General features: G+C 70.8%; 15 protein-coding genes and 3 tRNA genes. 8 read left to right on the forward strand and 10 right to left on the reverse strand.

Translation table 11 applies throughout. The features are described from left to right. Nucleotides 1-236: 236 nt before the first annotated feature. The 4 genes from O7617_RS06440 to O7617_RS06455 all read left to right on the forward strand — a co-directional run bounded on the left by O7617_RS06440 (nucleotide 237) and on the right by O7617_RS06455 (nucleotide 8,922). On the forward strand, nucleotides 237-3,383 hold the full coding sequence (locus tag O7617_RS06440) for a hypothetical protein (RefSeq protein ID WP_282262167.1): 3,147 nt from the start codon (nucleotides 237-239) through the stop codon (nucleotides 3,381-3,383). Between the two features lie 30 nt (nucleotides 3,384-3,413). Then, nucleotides 3,414-4,139, forward strand: coding sequence for a hypothetical protein (locus tag O7617_RS06445; RefSeq protein ID WP_282262168.1), 726 nt, complete (start codon nucleotides 3,414-3,416; stop codon nucleotides 4,137-4,139). A gap of 439 nt (nucleotides 4,140-4,578) precedes the next feature. Next, nucleotides 4,579-5,691 carry a ricin-type beta-trefoil lectin domain protein gene (locus tag O7617_RS06450; RefSeq protein WP_282262169.1) on the forward strand — a complete coding sequence of 371 codons (1,113 nt, stop codon included), beginning with the start codon at nucleotides 4,579-4,581 and terminating at the stop codon, nucleotides 5,689-5,691. Nucleotides 5,692-5,799: 108 nt separating this feature from the next. Then, nucleotides 5,800-8,922 carry a hypothetical protein gene (locus O7617_RS06455; RefSeq protein WP_282262170.1) on the forward strand — a complete coding sequence of 1,041 codons (3,123 nt, stop codon included), beginning with the start codon at nucleotides 5,800-5,802 and terminating at the stop codon, nucleotides 8,920-8,922. Nucleotides 8,923-8,984: 62 nt separating this feature from the next. On the opposite strand, the gene O7617_RS06460 is transcribed toward O7617_RS06455, so the two are convergent. The 6 genes from O7617_RS06460 to O7617_RS06485 form a co-directional block, all read right to left on the reverse strand. Then, entirely contained in the window at nucleotides 8,985-9,554 is a 570-nt protein-coding gene (locus O7617_RS06460; RefSeq protein WP_282262172.1) for a kinase, read from the reverse strand. Nucleotides 9,555-9,569: 15 nt separating this feature from the next. Then, nucleotides 9,570-9,962, reverse strand: a complete 393-nt coding sequence (locus tag O7617_RS06465; RefSeq protein ID WP_282262176.1) for a pentapeptide repeat-containing protein — start codon at nucleotides 9,960-9,962, stop codon at nucleotides 9,570-9,572. Nucleotides 9,963-10,400: 438 nt separating this feature from the next. Further along, nucleotides 10,401-10,820: a carboxymuconolactone decarboxylase family protein gene (locus O7617_RS06470; RefSeq protein WP_282262178.1), complete on the reverse strand. Its 420-nt coding sequence runs from the start codon at nucleotides 10,818-10,820 to the stop codon at nucleotides 10,401-10,403. Between the two features lie 465 nt (nucleotides 10,821-11,285). Further along, a tRNA-Lys gene (locus O7617_RS06475) sits at nucleotides 11,286-11,361 on the reverse strand. Nucleotides 11,362-11,426: 65 nt separating this feature from the next. Next, a complete protein-coding gene (locus tag O7617_RS06480; RefSeq protein WP_282262179.1) occupies nucleotides 11,427-14,507 on the reverse strand; it encodes a VWD domain-containing protein in 3,081 nt (1,026 codons plus the stop codon). A gap of 150 nt (nucleotides 14,508-14,657) precedes the next feature. Next, a tRNA-Lys gene (locus tag O7617_RS06485) sits at nucleotides 14,658-14,733 on the reverse strand. A 187-nt stretch (nucleotides 14,734-14,920) separates the two neighbouring features. Between O7617_RS06485 and O7617_RS06490 the strand changes: the two genes are divergently transcribed. Beyond that, on the forward strand, nucleotides 14,921-16,195 hold the full coding sequence (locus O7617_RS06490; RefSeq protein ID WP_282262180.1) for an Ig-like domain-containing protein: 1,275 nt from the start codon (nucleotides 14,921-14,923) through the stop codon (nucleotides 16,193-16,195). A gap of 249 nt (nucleotides 16,196-16,444) precedes the next feature. Beyond that, complete coding sequence (locus O7617_RS06495; protein WP_282264656.1) at nucleotides 16,445-17,734, forward strand: Ig-like domain-containing protein; 1,290 nt, start codon at nucleotides 16,445-16,447, stop codon at nucleotides 17,732-17,734. 126 nt (nucleotides 17,735-17,860) lie between these two features. Here O7617_RS06495 and O7617_RS06500 read toward each other — a convergent pair. Together O7617_RS06500 and orn are read right to left on the reverse strand one after the other, a co-directional pair. After that, a tRNA-His gene (locus O7617_RS06500) sits at nucleotides 17,861-17,936 on the reverse strand. 105 nt (nucleotides 17,937-18,041) lie between these two features. After that, the gene (orn, locus tag O7617_RS06505) at nucleotides 18,042-18,632 is read right to left on the reverse strand and encodes an oligoribonuclease (protein WP_282262181.1); all 591 of its coding nucleotides are present in this window, start codon (nucleotides 18,630-18,632) and stop codon (nucleotides 18,042-18,044) included. 72 nt (nucleotides 18,633-18,704) lie between these two features. Between orn and O7617_RS06510 the strand changes: the two genes are divergently transcribed. After that, nucleotides 18,705-19,988, forward strand: coding sequence for a glycosyltransferase 87 family protein (locus O7617_RS06510; protein ID WP_282262183.1), 1,284 nt, complete (start codon nucleotides 18,705-18,707; stop codon nucleotides 19,986-19,988). Nucleotides 19,989-20,145: 157 nt separating this feature from the next. Here the strand turns inward: O7617_RS06510 and O7617_RS06515 are convergent, their stop codons facing one another. Then, entirely contained in the window at nucleotides 20,146-20,880 is a 735-nt protein-coding gene (locus O7617_RS06515; protein WP_282262185.1) for a YcnI family protein, read from the reverse strand. A gap of 17 nt (nucleotides 20,881-20,897) precedes the next feature. Continuing rightward, nucleotides 20,898-22,565, reverse strand: a complete 1,668-nt coding sequence (locus tag O7617_RS06520) for a copper resistance protein CopC (protein ID WP_282262187.1) — start codon at nucleotides 22,563-22,565, stop codon at nucleotides 20,898-20,900. 202 nt (nucleotides 22,566-22,767) lie between these two features. Here O7617_RS06520 and O7617_RS06525 point away from each other — a divergent pair, with 202 nt between their 5' ends. Then, a complete protein-coding gene (locus O7617_RS06525; protein WP_282262189.1) occupies nucleotides 22,768-23,358 on the forward strand; it encodes a sigma-70 family RNA polymerase sigma factor in 591 nt (196 codons plus the stop codon). Nucleotides 23,359-23,361 lie beyond the last annotated feature (3 nt).

Genomic DNA, 23,361 nt, shown 5'->3' on the forward strand with positions numbered 1-23,361 from the left:
CTCGGCCAGGCTCGACACCCGGCTGACGGGCCTGAACGACGAATCATCGAAGCGCTTCGACGACCCCACCGCACCACCACGGTCAGAAAGGTGTGCGATCGCGCAACTATAGGTGTGCATCTATTGATGAACAAGGCCGACTCGGGCGGCGAGGGACGCATGTGTCTCATTGCCGACCGTCGCACCGACGCCGAGTCGATAGCGTGGATCTCCAGCCGCCGTCGGAGGGGTGACACGTGGGTCAGACCGATCCGGATCCCGGTGGTTCGGCCAGCCTCTACCAGTACTTCCTCGTCCTCCTCTCCGGACTGGGGCTCGGTCGGCCCGCGTGGGCACCCTGGTTGTTCGGGGCGTTGATGGCGACGGTGACGCTGCTCTCGCTGGCCCCGCTCCTGCGCGGCGCGGCTGCCGCCGTACGTCAGCTCAAGGGGTGGTTCGACCGGCACCGCGACCCTCGACGAGTGCGACGGCGGGCCCTGTTCGCCGACCACGTCGACAGCCAACTCCGTCGACTCGACGAGCGCGAGGAGTGGCGCGACCATCGGTTCGCCCGGCTGGAGGCCGAGGTGGAGACGGAGGGCGCTCGACACCTCCTGCTGCCCCGTTGGCTCCACCACCGGCGCGACGGCCTCCGGCGGGAGAAGTCGCTGTCCTCGGCGCTGCAACGCAGTAGCGAACGGTTGATCGTCCTGCAGGGCGAACCGGGGTCGGGCAAGAGCGTGGCGATGCGCAACGCGGCGCGGGTGCTCGCGGTCCGGGCCATGCGACGTCCTCGGCTGGACAGCCGGATCCCGCTCTACGTCAACCTGAAGCAACTGCGCCCGGTGGACGGGCGCCTGGACGCGGAGACCGTCCGGTCGTTCGTGCTGGACCAGCTCAACCGGGCCAACAGCCGCGACGTCGAGCAGTTCCTGGACGACGAGTTCACCTCGGGCATGCGGGACGGCACGTGGCTGTTCCTGTTCGACTCCTTCGACGAGATCCCGGAGGTCCTCACCGCCACCGAACTCGACGCCACGGTGGGCCGCTACGCCGACGCCCTCTACGACTTCCTGCACGGCATGAACGTCAGCCCCGGCGTCATCGCGTCCCGCGAGTTCAAGGGCCCGCGCCGCTTCGGCTGGCCCCGGTTCACCGTGCAACGCCTGACCGACCGCCAGAAGCGCGAGCTGATCCGCAAGGCCGACCTGGCACCGGACGCCGAGGGCCAGGTGTACGCCGCCCTGGCCGGCGCGGACCCGATGGTGACCCGACTGTCCGGAAACCCGATGCTGCTCGGCCTGCTCTGCGAGCACGTGCGGACGACCGGCTCGTTCCCGAACTCCTCGCACGCGATCTTCGAGACCTTCGTGAAGAGCCGGTTGGAGCGGGACCGGGAGCGGATCGACAAGCGGTTCTCGGTGGACCCGGACGAACTGCGGCAGGTCGCCGAGGAGATCGCGTTCCGGCTGACCGCCGAGTTCGGTGTCGGACTGAGCCCTTCGCGTGCACAGGTGGCCAGGCTGCTGCACGGCGGTCTGGTCGGCGGCCGGCCGATCGACCCGGCGCGGTTGAACCGGCTGCTGGACGCCCTGGAGTACGTCAAGCTGGCCCAGGCGCCGGAGGGCGGAAATTCCGGCGACGAGGTGCCCTTCACCTTCGCCCACCGCCGATTCCAGGAGTACTTCGCCACCTGCGTGGTGATCCGCGAGCCGGAACGGGTGCCGACCGAGGCCCTGCTCCTCGACGGCCGGTGGCGGGAGACCGCCGTCGCGCTGCTGCAGACCCAGGACGGCGACGCGGTGAACGCCCTGATCGCCTCGGCCGGCCGGATCCTCGCCCGAGGCGCGGAGACACTCGCCGCCCCGGCCGAGCCGTCCGCCTTCCAGTGGCCCCCCAACAGCCTGCACCTGTTGGACCTCCTGGACACCGGTCTCGCCGCCCGACCCGAGGACGTGCCCGCCTCGATCCGGGCCGACGTCACGACACTGCTCGACGCCGCCTGGGCGTCGGAGCGCCGGCACCACCAACTGTGGGCCGTGCAGGCCACGCTCCTCGCCGAGCCCTCGACGGCCGAGACGATCCTGGAGAAGTCGTTCGCGTCGATGAGCGTGCTGCTGCGCGGGGCTGCCTACCGGTATGCCGGGCGGCTACCCGTGGTGTCCGCCCGCCTGAGCCGCCATCTCCGAATGGCACTCATCGACCAGGCCGGTCAGGGGCGTCTGCTGGTCGACTGGCCGAGCGTTCGCGCGCAGCTGTCCCGGCTGTACGAGCCGCGGCCGCACATCCGCGCCGCACGGCTTCTGCGGTGGGAACCGGTGGTGACCGGCCTGCTCGTCGTCCTGACCTTCGTCTCCGGCGCGATCTTCCAGGGCGCCGAGCCGCTGATGGGCTGGGCGACCGGAGGGTCGGTCGCCTTCGGCATCATCGCGGGGTGCTGGGCCATCGGGACGATGGCGAGCAGGGCCCGGTCCAGGACGGCACCGCCCGGCCACTGGGCGACGAGCGCGACCATCAGCACGGGCATCCGAACGTTGGCCCTGTTCATCGGGTTGGGCATGGCTCTGTACCGGGAATCGGGGCTGCCGGACGCTCCCGTCGGTCACGGGCTCTGGGGCGTGCTCTTCTTTCTCGCGCTGCTCTACGCCATCGTCTGGCCCATCGCTGCGGTCGCTGCGGTGGCCTGGGGCACACCCACGCGGCAGCTGGCCTGGCCGCTTGTTCCGCTGATCGTCGTCCCAGCGGCCGCCGCAGCATTCGTCCGGATCGGTTGGCGTCGACGGCTCAAGGGGATCGTCGGGCTGGCTGCGAGCGCTGCTGTCACAAACCTGGTACTCGGGGCGGCAGCGTGGGCCGAAGCCACTCACCCGTGGGCCCTGGTCGCCGTGACGCCGGTCGCCTACGCCCTCATCGGCCTGGTGGCGATCTGGCTGGCCGGGACCCATCTTCGGCAGAACTGGGCCGACCGTCGACGTCTGCTGGCGGTGCCCGCGCAGACCGTGCTGGACGCCGACGCGATGCGGCACGTGGTGGGCGGGCTGAGTTCCGACAACGGTCTGCGGCTGCTGGCGACCCTCCTTCGCCGCCAGCGCATCCTCTGCACCGACGATGCCGTGCTCGCCCTGGACGAGATGATCGTCGACGTCGCACGACGCCGACGGGACGACGATAGCCGTCCATTCTGGCCGCGGCAGCGCACCCTGTGGCGCTCGGCCTGGCTGCCCGCACTGTCGACCGGCGACTTCTCGCAGCAGACCCTCGACGAGTTGGCCCGGCTCGTCGCCGAACGCACCGACGGCTCCACCACCGTCGGTCGGCCCTGGCCCGACCCCACCACGCAGCGAGGAGCAGCCGACGACCCGTGCCGGGCGCCGGATCCTGAGGTAGCGTCGGCGTCAGGTTGACCGGTCCGCACGGCGATGATCGGAGACGACATGGACGACGGCCCGCGATCGATCGCCCTTGCGAGCACATGCGCGGCCTTCGTCGCCACACCCCTACTCGGGGCGCTGGTCGGTGACGGGGAGCAGACCGCCCGCTACGACACGGTCATCACGCCACCGGACTACGCCTTCGCCGTCTGGGGGCCGATCTTCGCCGGGTGCGTCGCCTCGACCGTTGGTCAGTGCCTGCCGCGGGGGCGACGCCACCCCGTGAGTCGCCGGGTGGGTTGGCCGTTGGCTGGCGCCTATGCGGTGAACGCCGCCTGGTCGGTGGCAGCGCAGACCGATCGTTTCGCGTACACCCCGTACCTGCTGCCGGTCGCCGCCGGCCTCGCCGCCACCGCCCACCTTCGCCTTCAGCGCACCCCCACCACGACCAGGTGGACCGCGCTCACACCACTGAGCACGGGCCTCCTCCTGGGATGGACGGCCCTGGCGAGCACCGTCAACATCGCCGCGGCCAAGGTCGCCTCCGGCACGCCCCCGGACGCGCCGCGCACGGTCACCGCATCCACCGTCGGACTACTCGCCACCTCCGCCGTGGCAGCCGGCACGGTCGCGCGAAGCCGGCAAGGGCGGCTGCCGCTCGCGCTGGCGTCCGGGTGGGGGCTGCTGACGACGGCCCTGTCCATGAACCGACCTCCCCGCGTCCGACTCGCCGCCGCAGCCGGCGCTGCCCTGATCGCCACAGCCGCGGCAGCCACCCGAGTCCGCTAGCCCGAGCCACCCTCGCCGCGCGCCGCACGCCGCACGCCGCGCGCCGCGCCCCCGCGCCCCCGCGCCCCCCGCGCCCAAGATCCGCGCAGTATCAGGGATGTTGCTGCCTCGCGCCTCCCGCAGGCAGCAACATCCGGGAAGTTGCTCGGATCTTGGGCGCGGGGTGCGGTGCGCGGGGTGCGGTGCGCGGGGTGCGGGGCGCGGGGTGCGGTGCGCGGGGTGCGGTGCGCGGGGCGCGGGGTGCGGAGCGCGGGGCGCGGGGCGCGGGGCGCGGAGCGCGGGGTGCGGTGTGCGGGGCGCGGGGTGCGGTGTGCGGGGTGCGGTGTGCGGGGTGCGGTGCGCGGGGTGCGGTGCGCGGGTAGACCGAGGCGAATGACCACATCTACAATCTTCGTTGTTAGCGCTCACACTCGTCCCAGTGCTGAGGCAGGAGAGATCTATGCGAACGAGGGCAAGATGGCTCGCGGCACTCGCCGCGCTCGGTGTCGTGGCCGCCGGTGTGCTGACCCCGACCGGCCCGGCCAGCGCGGAGTCCAACGGCGGGGTACGGGTGATGCCGCTCGGCGACTCCATCACCGAGGGCACCCAGGTGCCCGGCGGATACCGCATCGGGCTCTGGCAGCGACTGGTCAACGGCCGGTACACGGTGGACTTCGTCGGGTCGCAGTTCAACGGGCCCGCCGGCCTGGGTGACCACGACCACCAGGGGCACCCCGGCTGGCGCATCGACCAGATCGACGCCAACATCGTCAACTGGCTCAACACCCAACGGCCGCAGACCGTCCTGCTGCACATCGGCACCAACGACATCCTGCAGAACTACAACGTGAGCAGCGCACCGAACCGGCTCTCCACGCTGATCGACCGCATCACCACCACCGCGCCCACCGCGGAGGTGTTCGTGGCGCAACTCATCCCGATCTCCAACAGCAACCAGGGAGCCGCCGTCCGCACCTTCAACGCGGCGATCCCGGGCATCGTGCAGAGCAAGGTGAACGCCGGCAAGCGGGTGCACCTGGTCGACATGCACAGCGCCCTCACCACCGCCGACCTGATCGACGGCGTACATCCCACCGCCGGTGGCTACGACAAGATGGCCGCTCGCTGGTACAACGCCCTACAGTCGGTGCCCGGCAGCATCGGCAACCCGGGCAGCGGCGGCGGGCAGACCACCGCCATCGTGGGCACCCGGTCCGGCAGGTGCGTCGACGTCCCCGGGGCGTCCACCACCAACGGCCTCCAGCTGCAGCTGTGGGACTGCCACGGCGGCACCAACCAGCAGTGGACCTACACGAGCGCCAAGGCCCTGACCGTGTACGGCAACAAGTGCCTCGACGCCGCCGGCTACGGCACCTCCCCGGGCACCCTGGTCACCATCTACGACTGCCACGGCGGAACGAACCAGCAGTGGAACGTCAACGCGAACGGCACCATCACCGGGGTGCAGTCCGGCCTCTGCCTGGACCCCGTGAACCAGGGCACCGCCAACGGCACCAAGCTCGTCCTGTGGACCTGCACCGGTCAGACAAACCAGCAGTGGACCCGCCGATAGCCGACACGACGTCGGCGACCTGCCGTGCCGCCGAGGACGGTGTTCGGCGGCACGGCGCGGGTCAGCGCGGTTTCAGCGCCCTTTCAGGCCGCTCAATACGTTCGCGGCATGACATTCAACCGTTCCACGCGTACGAGGCGCGGGACCGCCGTGGTGGCGATGATCGCGGTCACCGCGGCAAGCGTGCTGTTCGGCGAACCCGCGTCGGCCGACCCCGCCCCCGTCCCCATCCCACCGGCAGCGCTCACCGACCGGGCCTTCGGCCAGGTCGCCGAGACCCACATCCAGGGCGCCGACCGGATCAAGGCCGTCGTGCTGTCGGCCGAGTTCGTCCAGTGGCACCGGCTGCACCCGAACGCCACCACCGAACAGGCGCAGGCCCAGCTCACGGCACGCAAGCAGGTGCTCGACAGCTCGCTGACCGGCTACGACCTCCTGGTGCCCGAGCAGGACCTGCTGCTGCGGTCCGTCGACATCCTGCTCGGCACACCCGGCGGAGACACCCGGACCGCGCCGGAGATCACCGGCCTGGTCGCCGCGGTGATCGGCAAGACGGTCGAGCCGTGGGACACCCGTGAGGAACTCGCCTCCGGCGCTCTGCGTACCGCCCAGTGGTTGCGCGGTCGCGACGACGCCCTCGCCGCCGTGTGGTCCGCGGTCCGGCAGGCGGCGACCGCCGACGCGCCGGTCGCCAGCGCGTGGAACGCGGTGCTCGGTGCGCCCTTCGGGGTCGACGTGACCCGTACCTACGAGCAGCTCACCCAGGATCCCGGGCTGTCCCACGTGAACCTCGGGGCGATCCTGGCGCTACAGGGCGACCCGGTGGCGTACGTCGCGGCGGCCAAGCAGAAGCTCGCCTCCCTGCACGCCCGACTGCTCGGCCTGAGCGTGGAGATCCGCCTCGAGATCGGCGCCAACAACAGCAAGTGCCCACCGGAGGGGCCACCCAGCGCCGAGTGCACCGCAGCGGCCAAGAAGGCCGCCGAGGACCGGGACAAGGCGCGGCAGCAGACCATCTCCGACGTCAAAGCCGGGCTGGGCATGGTGTCCACCCTCATCGGGTTCGCCGACCCCGACGCCGGAAAGAAGGCCAAGGTGATCGGCGAGGCGGTCCTCACCACGATCAGCGCCATCTCGAAGTACGCGGCGGCGATCACCGGCCGCGGTCTGGCGGGCTCGGTCTTCAACACCGCGACGTTGGCGATGACCGGCAACATCTTCGGTGCCGTGATGTCGATCGTCGGACTCTTCGGCAACAGCGCCCCGTCGCTGGACGCGCAGATCCTCGCCCAGGTCAAGGCACTGCGCGACGAGGTGCGGGCCCTCGGCGACGAGATGCGCGCCGGCTTCGCGCGGGTCGAGGCCCAGATCAACACGGTGTACGCGAACATGATGGCCCAGTTCGACAAGCTGAACGCGGCGATCGCCGGCAACACCGCGCAGCTCACCCTCGTCCAGCAGCAGGTCGCCCAGCTCGGGCTGCGACTGGAGGACATCGCCGCCACCGTCCTGGCCGCGATCGGCGACGCCACCCTGCACGACGCCCGCGCGGACATCAACAAGTACATCGGCTACCTGGAGAACTTCGGCCAACCGATCCCGACGTACGGCGAGTTCGTCGGCCCGGAGAACGAGTTCCACCTGACCGCCACCCAGTTGGCCGGCGGTGCCGCCTTCGTGGTGCCGAAGGCCGACGCCGACAACCCCGCGCTCGACCCGACCACCGTCCTGAACAGCTTCGGCGAGGCCCGGTCGATCAACTACCTGGCCCGGGTGGCCCGCGGACGCGACCCGTCGATGGTCGAACCGGCGACCCCGGTCGGCAACCCCACGGTCTGGAACCTCGGAGCGCAGGCGTACTCCATGTTGATGCTCCAGAACCCGACATACGCCGCCCAGGTCAGCGCCAGTCGCGCGGCGCAGATCGAGGCCGAGGGCACCCGCATCGCCGACCTCACGGCCAGCTTCGGCCGACCGGTCGACGGCAACGCCAACAGCCTGATCACCGGGCTGGTCGACGAGTACCTCGGCGCCACCAACGAGCTGTCGACCGCGCTGAGGGCGTTCCGGACCAACGAGATCCAGGTCCGCTGGGAGCCCGACGCCAACGGCGTGCAGGTCAAGACCCCGAAGGACTACGACCTGTTCTGGGACACGGACAAGCAGCTCGCCCCGGCACCGGCGAAGGCCGACGAGGCGACAGTGCCGTCGTGCAACGGCACCCGGCAGATCGACCGACCCGGCAACGTCCGCTACGACCTGATGTCGAACGTGGTGCGGACGCTGCACTACGCGTACACGCCACGCCCCGACGAGCCACCGGCAGGGGTCCGGGAGTTGCCCGAGGTGGGCCACTGCTACACGCCGAGCTGGGTCCACACCCGCACCACGGGCTACGGCACCGGGGTGATCCGGTACTACGGCAAGCTGCGGTTGCAGATCCACAGCCGGTTCCGGCTCAACTCCTCGTCAGCCTGGCAGACCTCGCGGACGGCCGACTTCACCTGGCCGGACGAGCAGGTCTACCAGGTCGACTGCGAGCTGTTCAACTGTGACAGCGAAACCAGCCCGGACCAGGCGCTGACCCAGAAGTGGCCGTCCGGCCGATACACCTTCGCGAGCGTCGCCACGGCAGTGCCCAACCCGGCGCTGGACGCCTCACTGACGCCGACGCTGCGCGGTTTCCTCCAGGCCCGACAGAAGTCGATGTACGACCGGGTCCGGGACCTGAGCAACCAGACCAGCGGACCGGTGCCCACCGCGCTGAAGAAGATGAACACGGCGGCGCGGCTGCTCCAGGCGTACACCAGGTTGGGTCTGCCCAACGCCCTCGACGCGGACGACGTGCTGTCGGCGAACCTGTTCGGGCAGTACCAGATCCCGGTGAACATGCCGACCGACGCCAAGATCGGCAATGCGTACGCGAAGGCGGGCGGAAACTACGCGGCGTGCGGGCCCGCGCCGTGCGCGCCCGACCCCAGCCGACCGTTGCGCGACCAGGTCAGCCTCAAGCTGCCCTGTGAGCCCGCCGTCGACTCGTCCAACCTGCCCGGTGATCCGCTCGGCGACTGCCTGGTCACCAGCGCACGGTCCCGCGCCAGCGCGCTGACCCAGCGGTACGAGGTCTGGGCCGACCAGATGACCGCCGGTCTGCACCGCGAGCGGGTGCCCTGGCTGAACGACACACTGACCGGCCTGCGCATCACCACACGTCTGACCCACGCCGACTGAGCCGGAACGGCGCCTGAAAACGGGGCGCCGGAACGGCGATACCGGTAGCCGGCTGAGCTGCTCTACGGGGACGGAACGTTCGGTAGCAGGTCGTCGTCGCGTCCGGTCTGGGGTAGCCCGGCGGCAGCGGCGATGGCCCCGACCGCCTCGTCCAGTCCGGTGGTCTCGGGCAGGACGAGCTCGCCGGGCCAGCCCAGGACGTCGTGTGCGGCGTACCAGCCGCTCATCTGCTCGGCGGTGAACTCGGTGACCTGCGGGCGGGTGAGGTGCCGGCGCAGGGTCTCGGCCAAGGACACGTCGAGGTAGCAGAACAGCGACCGGCCGCGGTGGTCGTCCCGCAGGGAGGTCAGCATGCTTCGGTAGCGGCTGGTGTGCATGATGCCTTCCAGCACCACGTGGTAGCCGTGGTCCAGAGCGAACCGGACGGTCTGCCCGATCAACGCCGGTGCCGCGCCGCCGGGCTTGTCCCGTTCGCGCAGCAGGATGCGGCGCAGGTAGTCCTGCTCGACCAGGGCGCAACCCCGGCCGTGCCGGCGTCGTAGCTCGCGGGCGATGCTGCTCTTGCCCGAGCCGGAGTTGCCGCGGATAGAGACGAGGATCGTGTCCGGGCTGCCAGTGGGTTCAGCGAGCACGATGCCTCCTCGGCTTCAGTCGTTGCGCACGGTGAGGTCGAGGGCGGCCACGGTCAGCCGGGTGAGGTCAGGAAGTTGGTCCTCACCGACGGTGACGCCGCGCAGGTTGTCCAGTGGCGTCTTGAGGCCCTGGAGCCGGCTGCCCCGCAGGTCGGTCCCATCGAGCTGACAGGAGTCCAGTTCCAGACCGGCGAGGTCACATGATCGCAGTGCGATGCGGGGTAGCCGGCAGGAAGACCACGCGCCGTTCGTGAGAGTGCACTCGGAGAAGGCGACCGAGCGGCGCCGCGCCGCACCGTTGACGAGGGCCTCGGTGATGCCGCCGCCCAGGTTCGTCGTGGTGTCGAGGCCGTCCGGTTCGAGGTCCGGCAGCAGGACCTTCACGTCGCCGACCGTGGTGGTGCGCATGTGTCCTCAACCTGTGTGGGCGCGGGGTAGGCACGCCACCCTGTTACCCACCAGGTCAGGGCCTTGATCGTTGGTACGCCGCCAGGGACGCGAACCCCGAACCCGCGGATTGAGAGCGCCGCCTATGTCGTGTTCATGGGTCCCACGTGGCATCGACGGCCCCACGTGCCCGTGCTGATCCAGCGTCTGCGGCCGCTGCGCGCCAACCGCTAGCCACCTGTCCGGCGAGCGAGCACCCGACGAACACCCACACATCGCGGCGGATCCGACACGGAAGCCAGCGGAGTCGGCCGGCGGTTGGACTTCGACCCGTCTTCACAACCGGCATCGATACCCCATCGAGCCGCGGAACCTGAACCGGCACTTCGTCCGGCTCATGGCGCCGGCCGGAAGGGGTCAGGCCCGGTCCAACCGGACCGAGCCTGACCCCTGAACCCCTTACTTACCAGGGTCTGAACGTTGCGGGTTCTCTGCGAAGACCTGAGCCGCGACCTGGTAGCCGTCGAACGCGCGTGCTACACCAGCGTAGGCCGCGACCTGAAGAAAGACTTCGGCGATCTCTTCCTTGGCGGCGCCGGCGTTGAGCGCGATGCGAAGTTGACCACGGAGGGGCTCCAGGACGCCGAGTGTCGCCGCGATGGTGACGGACACCAGTGCCCGCGTCCGTGTATCCAGGTGCTCGGTGCGCGGCCAGACGTCGCCGAAGGCGTGCATCGTCGCGATCCGTTTGAAGTCTGCGCCGTTAGCTGGCTCACCAGGCGTGGCGCCGAGAAAGCGCTCCAAGCGGAATCCCAGCAGACGCTCAGCCGTGTCCAGCGCGGCGGCATACCCCGGGTCTGTCGGATGGTTCGTCGTCACGATAATCACTCTTCCATCTACGAGGACAAAGCAGTCGGGATCCGGCATTTCGAAGGTGACTGAGGATCGTCACCTCAGTCGAGCTGATCAAGTCGCATGTCGGGACCGGGCAGCGTCTCGCTGTGGGAGCCATTGCTGACGGCCGCTGGCCGACCCCGGTGGCGGTTGCCGGGGTCGGCCAGCCGACCGAGCTGCCTGTTACCCGAGACGGAGTCAGCGCGTGGTCAGGAGATCTGCCATTCGATCGGATGCTCGCCCGGGCGCGGGATCGACGCAGTGACGCGGCGATTGTCGCCCACCAGCCGACGGCACCAACCTGAGACCACGAATCGAAGATGCCCGGCGACGTCCACCAACGCAAACCCTGTCGCTCCAGGCACGGAACGTCCAACGGCTTCCGATCACCCGGCTACGGGCACGGAAGGCTCCGACCCAGGTGGAAACCCAGGTCAGGGCCTATCTCAGTGGTGCGCCGCCAGGGACTCGAACCCCGAACCCGCGGATTAAGAGTCCGCTGCTCTGCCAGTTGAGCTAGCGGCGCTCGTCGGCAACGGGACGAGACGCTAGCACGTCCCGCACGCCGCCCCGAACAGGCAGGGGTCCGCCTTACTTCAGCGTCAGCGTGACCTGCCCGGTCGCGATCCCGGACGGGTCCACCACCACTGTGTACGTGCCCGAGGCCGGAAGCACCGTCGGCCTGATGTCGCCGGCCCCGTTGATCACGCAGCCGCTGGTGATCGGGCTGCCGTCGGGGCTGCGTAGCTCCACCACGCCGCACTGGTCGGGTAGGTCGGAGGCGGTCGCGGTCAGACTCACCGACGTACCGGCGCCGGCGGTGAAACGGTAGGTGGTGACGGCGCCGGGTCGGTCGACGGTGGCGACGATCGGTGGACCGCCGACGGTGATCGTCGCCGCCTGGTCGCGGCTGCTGACCAGCCGCAGTGTGGTCGCGCCGGTGCTGCGCCCGGTGGGGTCGACCACCACTGTGTACGTCCCGTCGGCGGGCAGCAGGGTACCGTCGATCTCGCCGACGCCGTTGATCACGCAGCCGCTGCTCAGCAGCCGGTCCTCGGCGCCGCGCAGTTCCAGCGGGGAGCACTGGTTGGGCAGTGTGCTCGTGGGCACCTCGACGTAGACGCGTTCACCCTTCTGCCCGGTGAACCGGTACCGGGCCCGCGCGCCGGGCTGATCCAGCGTCGCGGTGACCGCCGGGCCGTTCGCCTGCAGCGTGCCGTCGACGTCCCGAGCCACGTACACCCGGACGGCTGCTCGTCCGGTGTCGCCGGGGGCGGCGGTGACCCGCACGGCGTACGTGCCGGTGGTGGTGAGGTCGACGCGGTCGATGTATCCGACGCCGTTGATGGCGCAGCCGCCCCCGACGTAGTGGCCGGTCGGGTCGGTGAGCGCGTACGGCGAGCAGCGGTCGGCGATCCCGGGCGCGGTGGCGTCGACGAAGACGGCGTCCCCGGCCCGACCGGGGAACGTCAGTGGCGGCCCGCCGGGGGTAAGGCTGGCGGTCGCCACGGCTACGGCGGTGATCGGCGTGGCGGCGGGCGGGGCGACCCGTTCGGTGGTGGCGCCGGCCACCGCGAACTCGGGGCGACCGCTGACCGCGACGTCGAAGACGCACTCGGCGAGCTGGGCGGGGGCGGTGATGCCGGCCCACCGGCAGATCTGCTCGGCCGCGGCGCGGCGGGCCGGGTCGAGGTCGTCGACGGTGACCTCCCGTTCGGGGAAGGCGCGGTCGGTGAACGTGCCGGTGTCCTGCCCGTCGTCGTAGTGCAGCAGCGAGCGGTCCGGGGTGATCCGCCAACTGTCCGCGTACGCCGGGTAGAGCTGCGCGAACGGCACCGGCTGGGTGAGCGCTGTCCCGGAGGACGGTGCGATGTCGTCGGCGGGGTCGCCGTCGAAGTCGCCGAGCAGGCCGCGTACCTTCCCGGCCCGGCCGTCGGCGAGCCTGACCAGCACCCGGTAGCCGTAGTGGCCGATCTGGTCCACCGCCGCCGCGGAGCCGTCCGGCCACGTCACGTCGTACCCGTCGGTGGGTCCGGTGTCGGAGGGGCGGCGGGTGAGGGTGCCGCCGCCGGGCAGGTCGGTGCGTTCCGGTGGCGCGGCCAGCGACGCGCCGTCGACGTGTACGCGGGTGCCGCCGTCGGTGAGCGTGAGCGCGACCCGGTGGGCACCCACCCGGAACGCGACAGCCGAGTTGACCGAGGCGGTTCGGGTGCCGACCATCGGCGCCTGCCGGACCTGCACCTCCAGCGGATCGCCGCCGGTGGCGGTGACCAGCGTGAACTCGCCCACGGCCTGGAAGTCGTAGGCGACCCGGTCGAACGTGACCAGGTGCGGGTCGCCGTTGCTGCCGCCGCAGTCGGCGCCCTCCTCGCAGAGCTTCACCGGGCCCTTCTGTGGGGGTTTCTTCTTCGCCGGTTTCTTGCACTCGTCGAGGCTCTTCGGCAGCGGCTTCCCGTCGTACTCGGTGCGCGGTGGCAGGCCCTTCGCCGCCCGATAACGGTTCTCCGCGAGAGTCGCCTTCACCTCGGCGGTACGGATCTCGGTGCTGCCGCAGTCGCCCTGCGGAACCTTGTTCTGGGAGATGTCGTCGGCGTGGTTCAGCTCGTGGTAGAGCGCGGCGCAGGGGTCCCGGGCCACACCGTCGCCGTACGGGTCGACGGAGGTGGGATTCCAGGTGACCGTCGAGGATCCCTTCCCGTCGGGGCTGTCCGGGGTCTCGAACGCGCCCGAGCCGCCGGTGGTCGGGATGATCCGCACCCGGGGGGACTTCTTGTCCCGCAGCCTCGGGAGCAGGCCGGACGGGTCCCCGCCGGGCGCGGCGAACCCCTTGAGGCAGTTGTCGACAGCGCCCTGGAAGTCGACGCCGCTGACCGGCACGCCACCGGTCGGATCCACCGCGTAGTCGGCCCGGGCCGGTCGGGACCCGCCGACGACCAGTGCGCCGACCGACACCAGCAGCAGGGCCACCGCGGCGGCGGTCGGCCGACGGCGTCTCCGACGAAGGACCACCACCAGGGCGGCGATGAGCAGCACCAGCAGCAACGCTCCGCCGGCAAGCGACACCCAGCGCCGATCGGTCACGCCGCCGCCGTCACCGACGGTGAAGGTGGTCGTCCGCAGCGTGGTCCCGCCCGCGCATTGGCTGGTCGCGCCGGTCACCGGCAGTGGCAGGTAGCCGGCGGTCACCTCGTACCGGCCGGGAGCACCGACCGGCCACAGCGTGTCCAGGCCACCGCCGTCCGGGGTCGCCGCCACCGAGCGGAGCAGCACCGCGTCGGGCGTGTCACCGTCGTGCAGGCGTACGCCGGTCAGGCTCACCGTCGCGGTCGCACCGGGTTCCACAGTGGTGAGGCCGGCGGTGGCGGCAGCACCGATGCCGTCGTCGTGGAAGCTGCGGGCCAGCGTCGGCGCGAGGTCCCGCCCGTCGAGGCGTACCCCGGCCACCTGGACGGTGCCGACGGCGCTGGTCGGCAGCGCGCACGCCGCGCCGCCGGTGTTCGTGACAGTGAGGTCGAGGCGGACCTGGTCGCCGGACCGGTAGTCGGCCTGGCCGGGCCGCAGGGCCAGACCGAGGCCGCCGTCGGCGGGCGCCGCGGCGGCGCTCACCGCTCCGGCCGCCAGGGCGGTCAGCAGTACGGAAACCGTGGCCGCGAGTCGCACCGTCCACCTCATGGTGCGGACTGTAGGGGCGCGACGGCCGGTCTCCGCACGCTCTGTCGGGGACCGGTCCCAGCGAGTCCGGGTGCCAACTAGGCCGAACCACGGTCCGTAAGCGAAAAAGGCCCCGACCAGTGTGAACCACCAGGTCAGGGCCTTGATCGTTGGTGCGCCGCCAGGGACTCGAACCCCGAACCCGCGGATTAAGAGTCCGCTGCTCTGCCAGTTGAGCTAGCGGCGCTCGTCGGCAACGGAGAGAACATTAGCACCCCTCCAACCCGGGCTCCAATTCGGTTGCCCGGCTCCCCCCTTCGGTCGAGCTTTGCCGACAAAATGCCCCAAACCGCCGCAGCCGCACACGACGGGGACTTGAGTTGCGGCGTCGATGGGGCACGATGTCCGCCAGGTACGCGAGAACAGAGGTGGGCATGGCACGGTTCACGCGAGCCGGAGCGGTGGTGGGCGCGCTGACTCTGGCGGCGTCGCTGGCACTGACCGGGTGCGGCGACGAGCAGAAGAAGCCGGAATTCGTCGGCGGCACGTCGGCGGCCGACCCGGGAGCCGCGCCGGGCTCGTCGGCGAGTCCGGACCCGAACGCGCCGAGCACACCGAGCGGGCCGACGCTCACCCTGAGCCCGGCCGACGGCACGAAGAACCGGCCGGTGAGCACGGAGATCAGTGCGAAGCTCCCGGACGGCGGGAAGGTGTCAGCGGTCACCCTGACGGCGGACGGCGGGGGCACCGTCGAGGGCAAGCTGCGTACCGACGGTTCCGCGTGGGTGCCGTCCGCCCCGCTGAAGTGGGGCACCCGCTACACCGCCACGCTGACGGCGAGCGGGTCCGACGGCACGAGCAGTCAGGGCACCAGCACCTTCACCACGATGGCCAAGCCCAAGTCGACGATCGGCTCCGGCCTGTACCTCTTCGACGACAAGAGCTACGGGGTGGCCATGCCGGTGGTCACCGAGTTCCACCCGGGCATCCCGAAGAAGGACCGGGCCGCGGTGCAGAAGCGGATGTTCGTCCGTACCAACCCGCCGCAGCCGGGCGCGTGGCACTGGGTCGACAACGGTACGCAGGCCTACTACCGGGCCCCGGAGTACTGGAAGCCGGGCACGACCATCACCGTGCGGATCGCCATCGCGGGGATACCGCTGAGCAACGGCAAGTACGGTGACGTGGACCGCAAGGCCACCGCGAAGATCGGCCGGTCGTTCGAGATGAAGGTCGACAACGCCACCAAGAAGATGACCGTGTACGAGAACGGCGCGGTCGTGCGCACCATCCCAGTGAGCCTGGGCAAGAAGAGCACCCCGTCGTCGAGCGGGACCATGGTCGTGATGGAGAAGAAGGAGGCCACGGTCTTCGACACGCGCGACGACCCGGACCCGGCCAACCGCTACGTCACCGACATCCAGTTCGCCCAGCGGCTCACCTGGGGCGGCGAGTACATCCACGCCGCGCCCTGGTCGGAGCACGTGCAGGGGCGGCAGAACGTGTCGCACGGCTGCGTGAACGTGTCGATGGTCAACGCCCGGTGGCTGTTCGAGAAGACCCGCATCGGTGACCCGATCACCATCAAGGGCACCGAGCGCAAGATCGCTGCCGGCAACGGCTGGACGGCGTGGAGCCTGAGCTGGTCCGCGTTCGTCAAGGGCAGCGCGCTACCCGTACCCAGTGGTGGGGCCGGCCCGGCGCTCTGAGGCGCCCGACGTCTATGTGCCGGTCCGGCCGATGGCCGGGCCGGCGCGTACTCTTGCAGTCCCGCGCCGCGACGACGCCGCGGCGACCCCTCAGCCCGGCACGGAGACGAAGCACGCTCACGAAACGCCGGATAGTAGCAAGAATCCGGCACCCTGGTCGGCGTGTTTTCGTTCACCCTCGGCAACCGGGGGCGGCTCTGGCGCGTCAGTAGGAGACGATGGGGCAGCGACCACGACTGTGAGGGAATCATGCGAGCTAGCCAGGATCGGCTGATCAGGCGAGGCGGGCGAGGCCGCATGTTCGCGGCAGGTCTCCTCGCCGTGGCGTTGGCCTTCACCTCGGCGTGCACCGACGGCGACGGCGGCAAGCCGTCCTCGTGGCACGGCGGTGGCGAGGACGCGGCGCCGAAGGCGGCGGCGACCATCAGCGAGCCGGCGGCCGACGCCAAGGACGTGCCGGCCTCCACCGGCATCACCTTCACCACGAAGGACGCCAAGGAGACGACCGTCGAGCTCAAGGACGCGGCGGGCAAGGCGGTGGAGGGCACCCTCGCCGCGGACGGCAAGTCCTGGCTGCCGTCCGGCGCGCTGGACTACGGCACCGCCTACACCGCGACCGTGACCGCCACCGGCGACGACGGCCGTCCGGCCACCGCCACCAGCACCTTCACCACGATGGCCAAGCCGGCCAACCAGGTACGGGTGACCAGCTTCCTCGGTGACAACCAGGTCGTCGGGGTCGGCATGCCGTTGATCGTGAAGTTCAGCCGGAGCATCCCGGAGGACTACCGCGACGACGTGCAGCGCCGGATGACGGTGACGTCGACGCCGGCGCAGGAGGGCATCTGGCACTGGGTCAGCCCCACCGAGATCCGGTACCGGCCGAAGGAGTTCTGGAAGACCGACAGCAAGGTCTCCTACCGGGTGCAGGCCGGCGGTCTGCCGATGGGTGACGGTTGGTACGGCCGCGCCGACCTGAACGTGGACATCAAGATCGGCCCTGCGGTGGTCATGACGGTGGACAACAAGACCAAGCGGATGACCGTCACCCGCAACGGCTCTGTGATCAAGACCATTCCGGTCAGCCTCGGCAAGAAGAGCACCCCGTCGTCGAGCGGCACCATGGTCGTGATCGAGAAGCTGCGCAAGACGGTCTTCGACACGTTCGAGGAGCTGGGCCCGGAGGAGGGCTACCGCACCAAGATCGACTTTGCGCAGCGTCTCACCTGGGGCGGGGAGTTCATCCACGCCGCGCCCTGGTCGGAGGGGCAGCAGGGCACCACGAACGTCTCGCACGGCTGCGTGAACGTGTCGATGGCCAACGGCGACTGGCTGTTCAAGAACACCCAGATCGGTGACCCGATCACGGTCAAGGGCACCGAGCGCAAGCTGCAGAACGGCAACGGCTGGACCGACTGGAACATGAGCTGGGACGAGTACGTCAAGGGCAGCGCCCTGCCGTACGAGCCTCCCGCCGACCCGGACACCACCCCGACGACGCCGGACGGCGCGACCCCGTCGGCGACGCCCACCGCCTGAGCCACGGTCGACTCGCGTTACCGGAAACCGGGGTATCCCAGCGAGGGGATGCCCCGGTTTTCCGGTAACCGGAGTGGATCACGCCCGACAACGACGAAGGCCCCCTCCGAAGAGGGGGCCTTCTCGTGGGGTGACTGATGGGAATTGAACCCACGACAACCGGGACCACAACCCGGTGCTCTGCCAACTGAGCTACAGCCACCACGCCGCCGTCGCCCGGTCGATCGCCCCGGGCGGGGTGCGGACCAATAATAGCGGCACCGCCGCCGGCCCCGTCCAGCGGGTTCCCCGCCCACCGCGGCCGGGGTCAGAGTTCGGCGGCGATCGCCTTGGCGGTCTCCACGTCGGGGCCGGGCAGCGGGACGAAGAGCGTCCGCCGGTAGTACTCCAACTCCCTGATGCTCTCCCGGATGTCGGCCAGCGCCCGGTGGGCGAGCCCCTTCTGCGGCTGGCCGAAGTACACCCGCGGATACCAGCGGCGGCAGAGTTCCTTGATCGACGACACGTCGATCATCCGGTAGTGCAGGTGCGCGTCGAGGCGAGGCATGTCCCGGGCGATGAAGCCCCGATCGGTGGCGATCGAGTTGCCGCACAGCGGGGCCGTACGCGGATCCTTGACGAAGCTGGTCACGTACTCCATCACCCGGTCCTCGGCCTCCGCGAGGGTGACCGCCGAACGACGGACCTCGTCGGTCAGGCCGGACTTGGCGTGCATCGTCTGGACGATCTCCGGCATCGCCTCCAACGCCGCCTCGTCGGCGTGGATCACCACATCGACACCGTCACCCAGCACGTTGAGTTCCGGATCGGTGACCAGTGCCGCGACCTCGATCAGTTTGTCCCTGCCGAGGTCCAACCCGGTCATCTCACAGTCGATCCAGACGAGGAGTTCAGCCACCGGGACAGCCTACGCGCAGCCCACGCCCCGCGGCTGCGCGCTCTCGGCGGACCGGCCCGCTAGGGTTTCGGGGTGCCAGCAGAACCCGTCGCACCGCCCGCCGTCACGGACGACGATCCCGGCGGCCGTACGGTCCGTCGCCTGGTCGCGGTGGTGGCTCTTCTCGCCGTGCTGCCGGCGCTCTACCTGCCCGGCCTGGTGCACAACTTCTTCGATCTCAAGATCTATATGTCGGCCATGGACTGGTGGCGCGTCGGTCATCCCCTCTACGACTACGTCCAGCCGGACCGTGTGCAGGGCGAGCTGTACTTCACCTATCCGCCGTTCAGCGCGCTGCTGCTGTGGCCGTTCGGTCTGCTGAGGCTGGGCGCCACCGTGGCGATCTTCACGGTGCTCACCGTGCTGGCCGTGGTGCTCACCACCCGCTGGCTGGTGCTGCCGGTGATCGCCCGGCACGGCCTGCCGCGGACGTTCACACTGGTCGCCGCCGTGCTCCTGGTGCTGGCTGTGGAGAGCATCCGCGAGACGATCACCTTCGGCCAGATCAACATGCTGCTGGTCGTGCTGATCCTGGCCGACCTGCTGTTCGCCGTGCCGCAGGCGCGACGTTGGGCCGGGGTGGGTGTGGGGCTGGCGACGGCGCTCAAGCTCTTTCCCGGCATCTTCATCGTGTACCTGCTGGCCACCCGGCGGTGGCGGGCCGCAGCGGTGGCCAGTGCGACCGCTGCGGCGGCGACCCTGCTCGCGGCCGCGATCGCCCCCAGCGACTCGTGGCGGTTCTGGACGCAGGAGCTGTGGGACACCGAGCGGGTCGGACGCACCGACATCGTCGGCAACCAGTCGCTGTTCGGGCTGCTCAGCAGGTTCACCGCACCGGAGAAGCCGGACCGGCTGCTCTGGCTGCTGCTGGTCACGGCGGTCGCGGTCTACGGGCTGTGGCGGGCCACCCGCGCCGCCCGGGCCGGTGACGCGTTGACGGGTCTGACACTGGCCGGCCTGGTGGGGGCTCTGGCGAGCCCGATCAGCTGGACCCACCACATCTACTGGTTCGTGCCGGCTGTGGTGCTGCTCGTCGACGCGGCGCTGAGCGCCGATCGGCCGGAGCAGGCGGGTCGGCGCTGGTGGTCGGCCGCACTCGCGCTGGTCACCACAGTCGTGATCGTCTACGGGGTGGTGACGTTCCAGAAGTGGGGCGCGGGCGTGATCCGTACTCATGACCCGGTGGACTTCGTCGCGCAGAACACGTACGTGCTGCTCAGCGTGCTGCTGTTGGCGGCCCTGCCGATCCGTTCGGGACACGCGACGGAAAATCGCACCAAATGGACAGACCTCTCGACTAGCCGCGATCAACGCTAATCTGACCTCATCTACCCCAAGCGTCGCTCGGGTAGCACCGCTCCCCCGGTGAAGGTGGCCCTCCGCGTCGGCAGCGCGGAGGGCCACCCGCCGTTGCGGCTCCGGAAACGCGCCGGCCCGCCCGATGGTTCGGGCGGGCCGGCGGGCGCGTCGGGGGTCAGGCCTTGACGACCGGCTCCCGACGGGTCCGCGTGAAGGCCAGGCCGCCCAGCACCAGGCCGGCCAGACCGGCGACGAGACCGGCGACACCGAGGCCGACAGCCAGGCCGTTACCCTCGTCGTCATCGGCGTCGTCGGGAGCCGCGACGGCGGCGGTCGGCGTGGTGGCCGCGCCCTCCGGCGCGGCGGCGGCCAGGGTGAGCACCGGCGCGGGGTGCTCCGGCTCCTCGCCGCCCGGCGCCGGGTCGTCGATCCACCGCGAGATGTTGCCGTCCGAGTAGGTCTGCAGGACCTTGAAGACCATCGTGTCGACCTTCGGCAGCGGCCCCATCGAGACGGGGAACTCCTGGAACTGACCCGGCTTCACGGCCGCGTCGCCGGTGGCCGTCCAGGTGATCTTGGAGACCGCCTCGGTGAGCTGGCTGCCGTGCACCTCAATCGGCGGGTCCACCTTGCGCTTCTCGGTGGCCACCGTCCAGCCGGGCACCGGCATCGTCGACACCGAGCCGACCGGGGCGTTCTCCGGCAACACCACCTCCAGCTTGTTGGTCGAGGCGGTGTCGCTCTCGTTGGGCACCCGGAACGCCACCCGCGCGTAGCCGCCCTGGGTCGCCTCCTTCGGGTTCACCGTGACGTGGGCGGACGCCGGTCCGGCGAAGCCGAGCACAGCGGTGGCGGCGGCGGTGATCGCCAGGGCGGCAGCGGCGGTTGCGGTACGCCGGAATCGGGTCATGGGTTTCGCGGACCTCTCTAACGGATGGGCACGGTGGCGGTCACCGTGGCCTGGTCGATGTCGGTCGTACGGGCGGTGATCTTCAGTTGCCACTCGCCGGCGGCCGGCAGGCTGATGTCGCCGTAGGCGTGGTTGTCGGTCAACGGCAGCAGCGGAACCTCGATCGGCTCGATCCCGGCCGAGGGCAACGCCACTGTCGCCCGCCACTCCTTGACCGGCAGCGGCAGGTTGTCCTTGCTGTACGCGTACAGGTGGATGGAGTTGTTGCCCCGCTCGGCCGGGCTCAGCTCGACCTGCATGCTGAAGAGCGTGCTGGTCAGCGTGGTGCTGAACAGGCCGGCCGAGACATCGGACGACTCGGCGGCGGCGGTCCGCGCGGGCGGCGTCTGCACGAGGGTCGCGGACAGGCCCAGCACCACCGCCGTCACGGCCAACTCCACCCAGACCGCCCGGCGGACCGGGACGGGACGCTGCGCCGCGACCCGACTGCGCACCAACTGCCGGGAGTACGCGGCCACGCCGATCACCACCGCGAACAGCGCGATCTTGGCCAGCAGCAGTCGACCGTAGGTGGTGCCGACCAGCGCCTGCGGGGTGGCCACCTCGATCAGCGCCTGCACGGTGCCGCCGAGCAGCAGGGCCGAGACGGCGAGCGCCGCCCAGCGGGACCAGATCGGCAGGATCGCGGTCAACTCCCGCTCGTCGGCCTGGCGCAGCAGGAAGACGGCGAGCATGAGCAGACCACCCAGCCAGACCGCCATGCTGCCGAGGTGGACCGCGTCGACCACCACGGAGACCGCCGGTGCCGGGGAGGCCGCCGGGTGCCCGGCCAGCGGCCAGGTCAGCAGGGCGGCGACGCCCAGCACGGCCAGGATGATCGCGTCGGTGCGGCCGGCCGGGCGGGCCAGCAGCGGCCGGAGCAGGAAGACGGAGGCCGCCAGCAGGCCCAGCCGGACCAGGTGGGCGGCACCGAAGGGGCTACCGAAGACGGTGGCGAACCCCTCGCCGGACACCTCGAAGAGACCACCGCCGCCCGTGTACGGCACCTGCAACCACAGGTCGGCGAGCGTGGCGACGGTGACCAGGCCGAGGCCGGTCCAGGCCAGCCGGGTCGGCCCCCGCCGGGAGAGCCGCTTCGGCCACAGCGCGGCGAGCACCAGCACCGGCCCGACCAGCAGCACCAGGCCCGCGTAGCCGAGGAACCGGGCCACCTTCACGGCGGTGCTCACCACCGGGTCGGCGCGGCTGTCGTCCCCACCGGAGTCGGCCGGCGGCGTCGAGGGCGCACCCACCGAGTACGTGAACGCGCCGGACACCGGGTGACTGTCGGCGGAGATCACCCGGAAGCTGACCAGGTAGGTGCCACGTCCGGCGTCCGGGCTCACCGGGATCGTCACGACGGTGTTGTCGAAGGCCGGCTCACCCCGGTCGGCCCGGGAGCCGTCCGGAGCGATGACCCTGATCTTGCCGGGCACCTTGCGGACCGACTCGCTGAACGTGAGGACCACCTCGGACGGCCCGCTCGGCACGACCGAGGAGGCAGCCGGGCTGCTGCTCTGCAGCACCGCGTGGGCGCTCGCGGAGGTGGCCGGCGCGATCAGCAGTGCGCCGAGGGTGACCAGCAGGCCGGCGGCGACAGCCAGCCGGGCGAGCCAGCGGCGGGGGGCGACAGTCATGCCAGCCATGGTCGCCGACAGGTGTGGATCTCGGCGACCCGAGTCGGGCAGAGGGCTCAACTCTGCTCAGCCGTCGGCGCCGCGCGTGAGGGATCGCGTGTCATGAGGAGGTAGTCGGTCCGCGGTGGGAGAAAGTTCCCGGGGTGGCGCAGAACATCCACCGGCCGAAGGCCCCGGTCGCTCAGCCGAGCGGCGCGTATCGTGGTTTGTCGTGATCCCCGTCCCGCGTGACACCGGTTCCGCCGGTCCGGCCGAACCGGCCGACGACGTCGCCCGGGACCCGGCCACCGAGTGGGCGCTGAGCGCGCGACACGGCGACCCGACCGCCCAGTCGGCGTTCGTCCGGCTGACCCAGGCCGAGGTCTGGCGTTTCGCCGCCGCCCTGGTCGACCCGGACAGCGCCGACGACCTGACCCAGGAGACGTACCTGCGGGCGTTCCGGGCGCTGCCCGCGTTCGAGGGCCGCTCCAGCGCCCGCACCTGGCTGCTCGGCATCGCGCGCCGGGCCTGCGCCGACCACCTGCGCACGGTGATCCGTCGCCGTCGGCTCGACGAGCGCCTGACCGCGAACGCGTACACCGACCGCCCGCACCCGGACCCGTCCGGGCAGCTCGGCGCCACCGACCTGGTCCGCCGGCTCAGCGCCGAGCGACGCGCCGCGTTCGTGCTCACCCAACTGCTCGGCCTGTCGTACGCCGAGGCGGCAGCCGTGGAGGGGGTGCCGGTGGGCACCATCCGGTCCCGGGTGGCCCGGGCCCGCGACGAGCTGGTCGAGGCCGTCGGCGACGCCCTGGCCGGCTGATCC

Origin of the sequence: Micromonospora sp. WMMD1155 (assembly GCF_029581275.1) — a bacterium.
Classification (GTDB): Bacteria; Actinomycetota; Actinomycetes; order Mycobacteriales; family Micromonosporaceae; genus Micromonospora.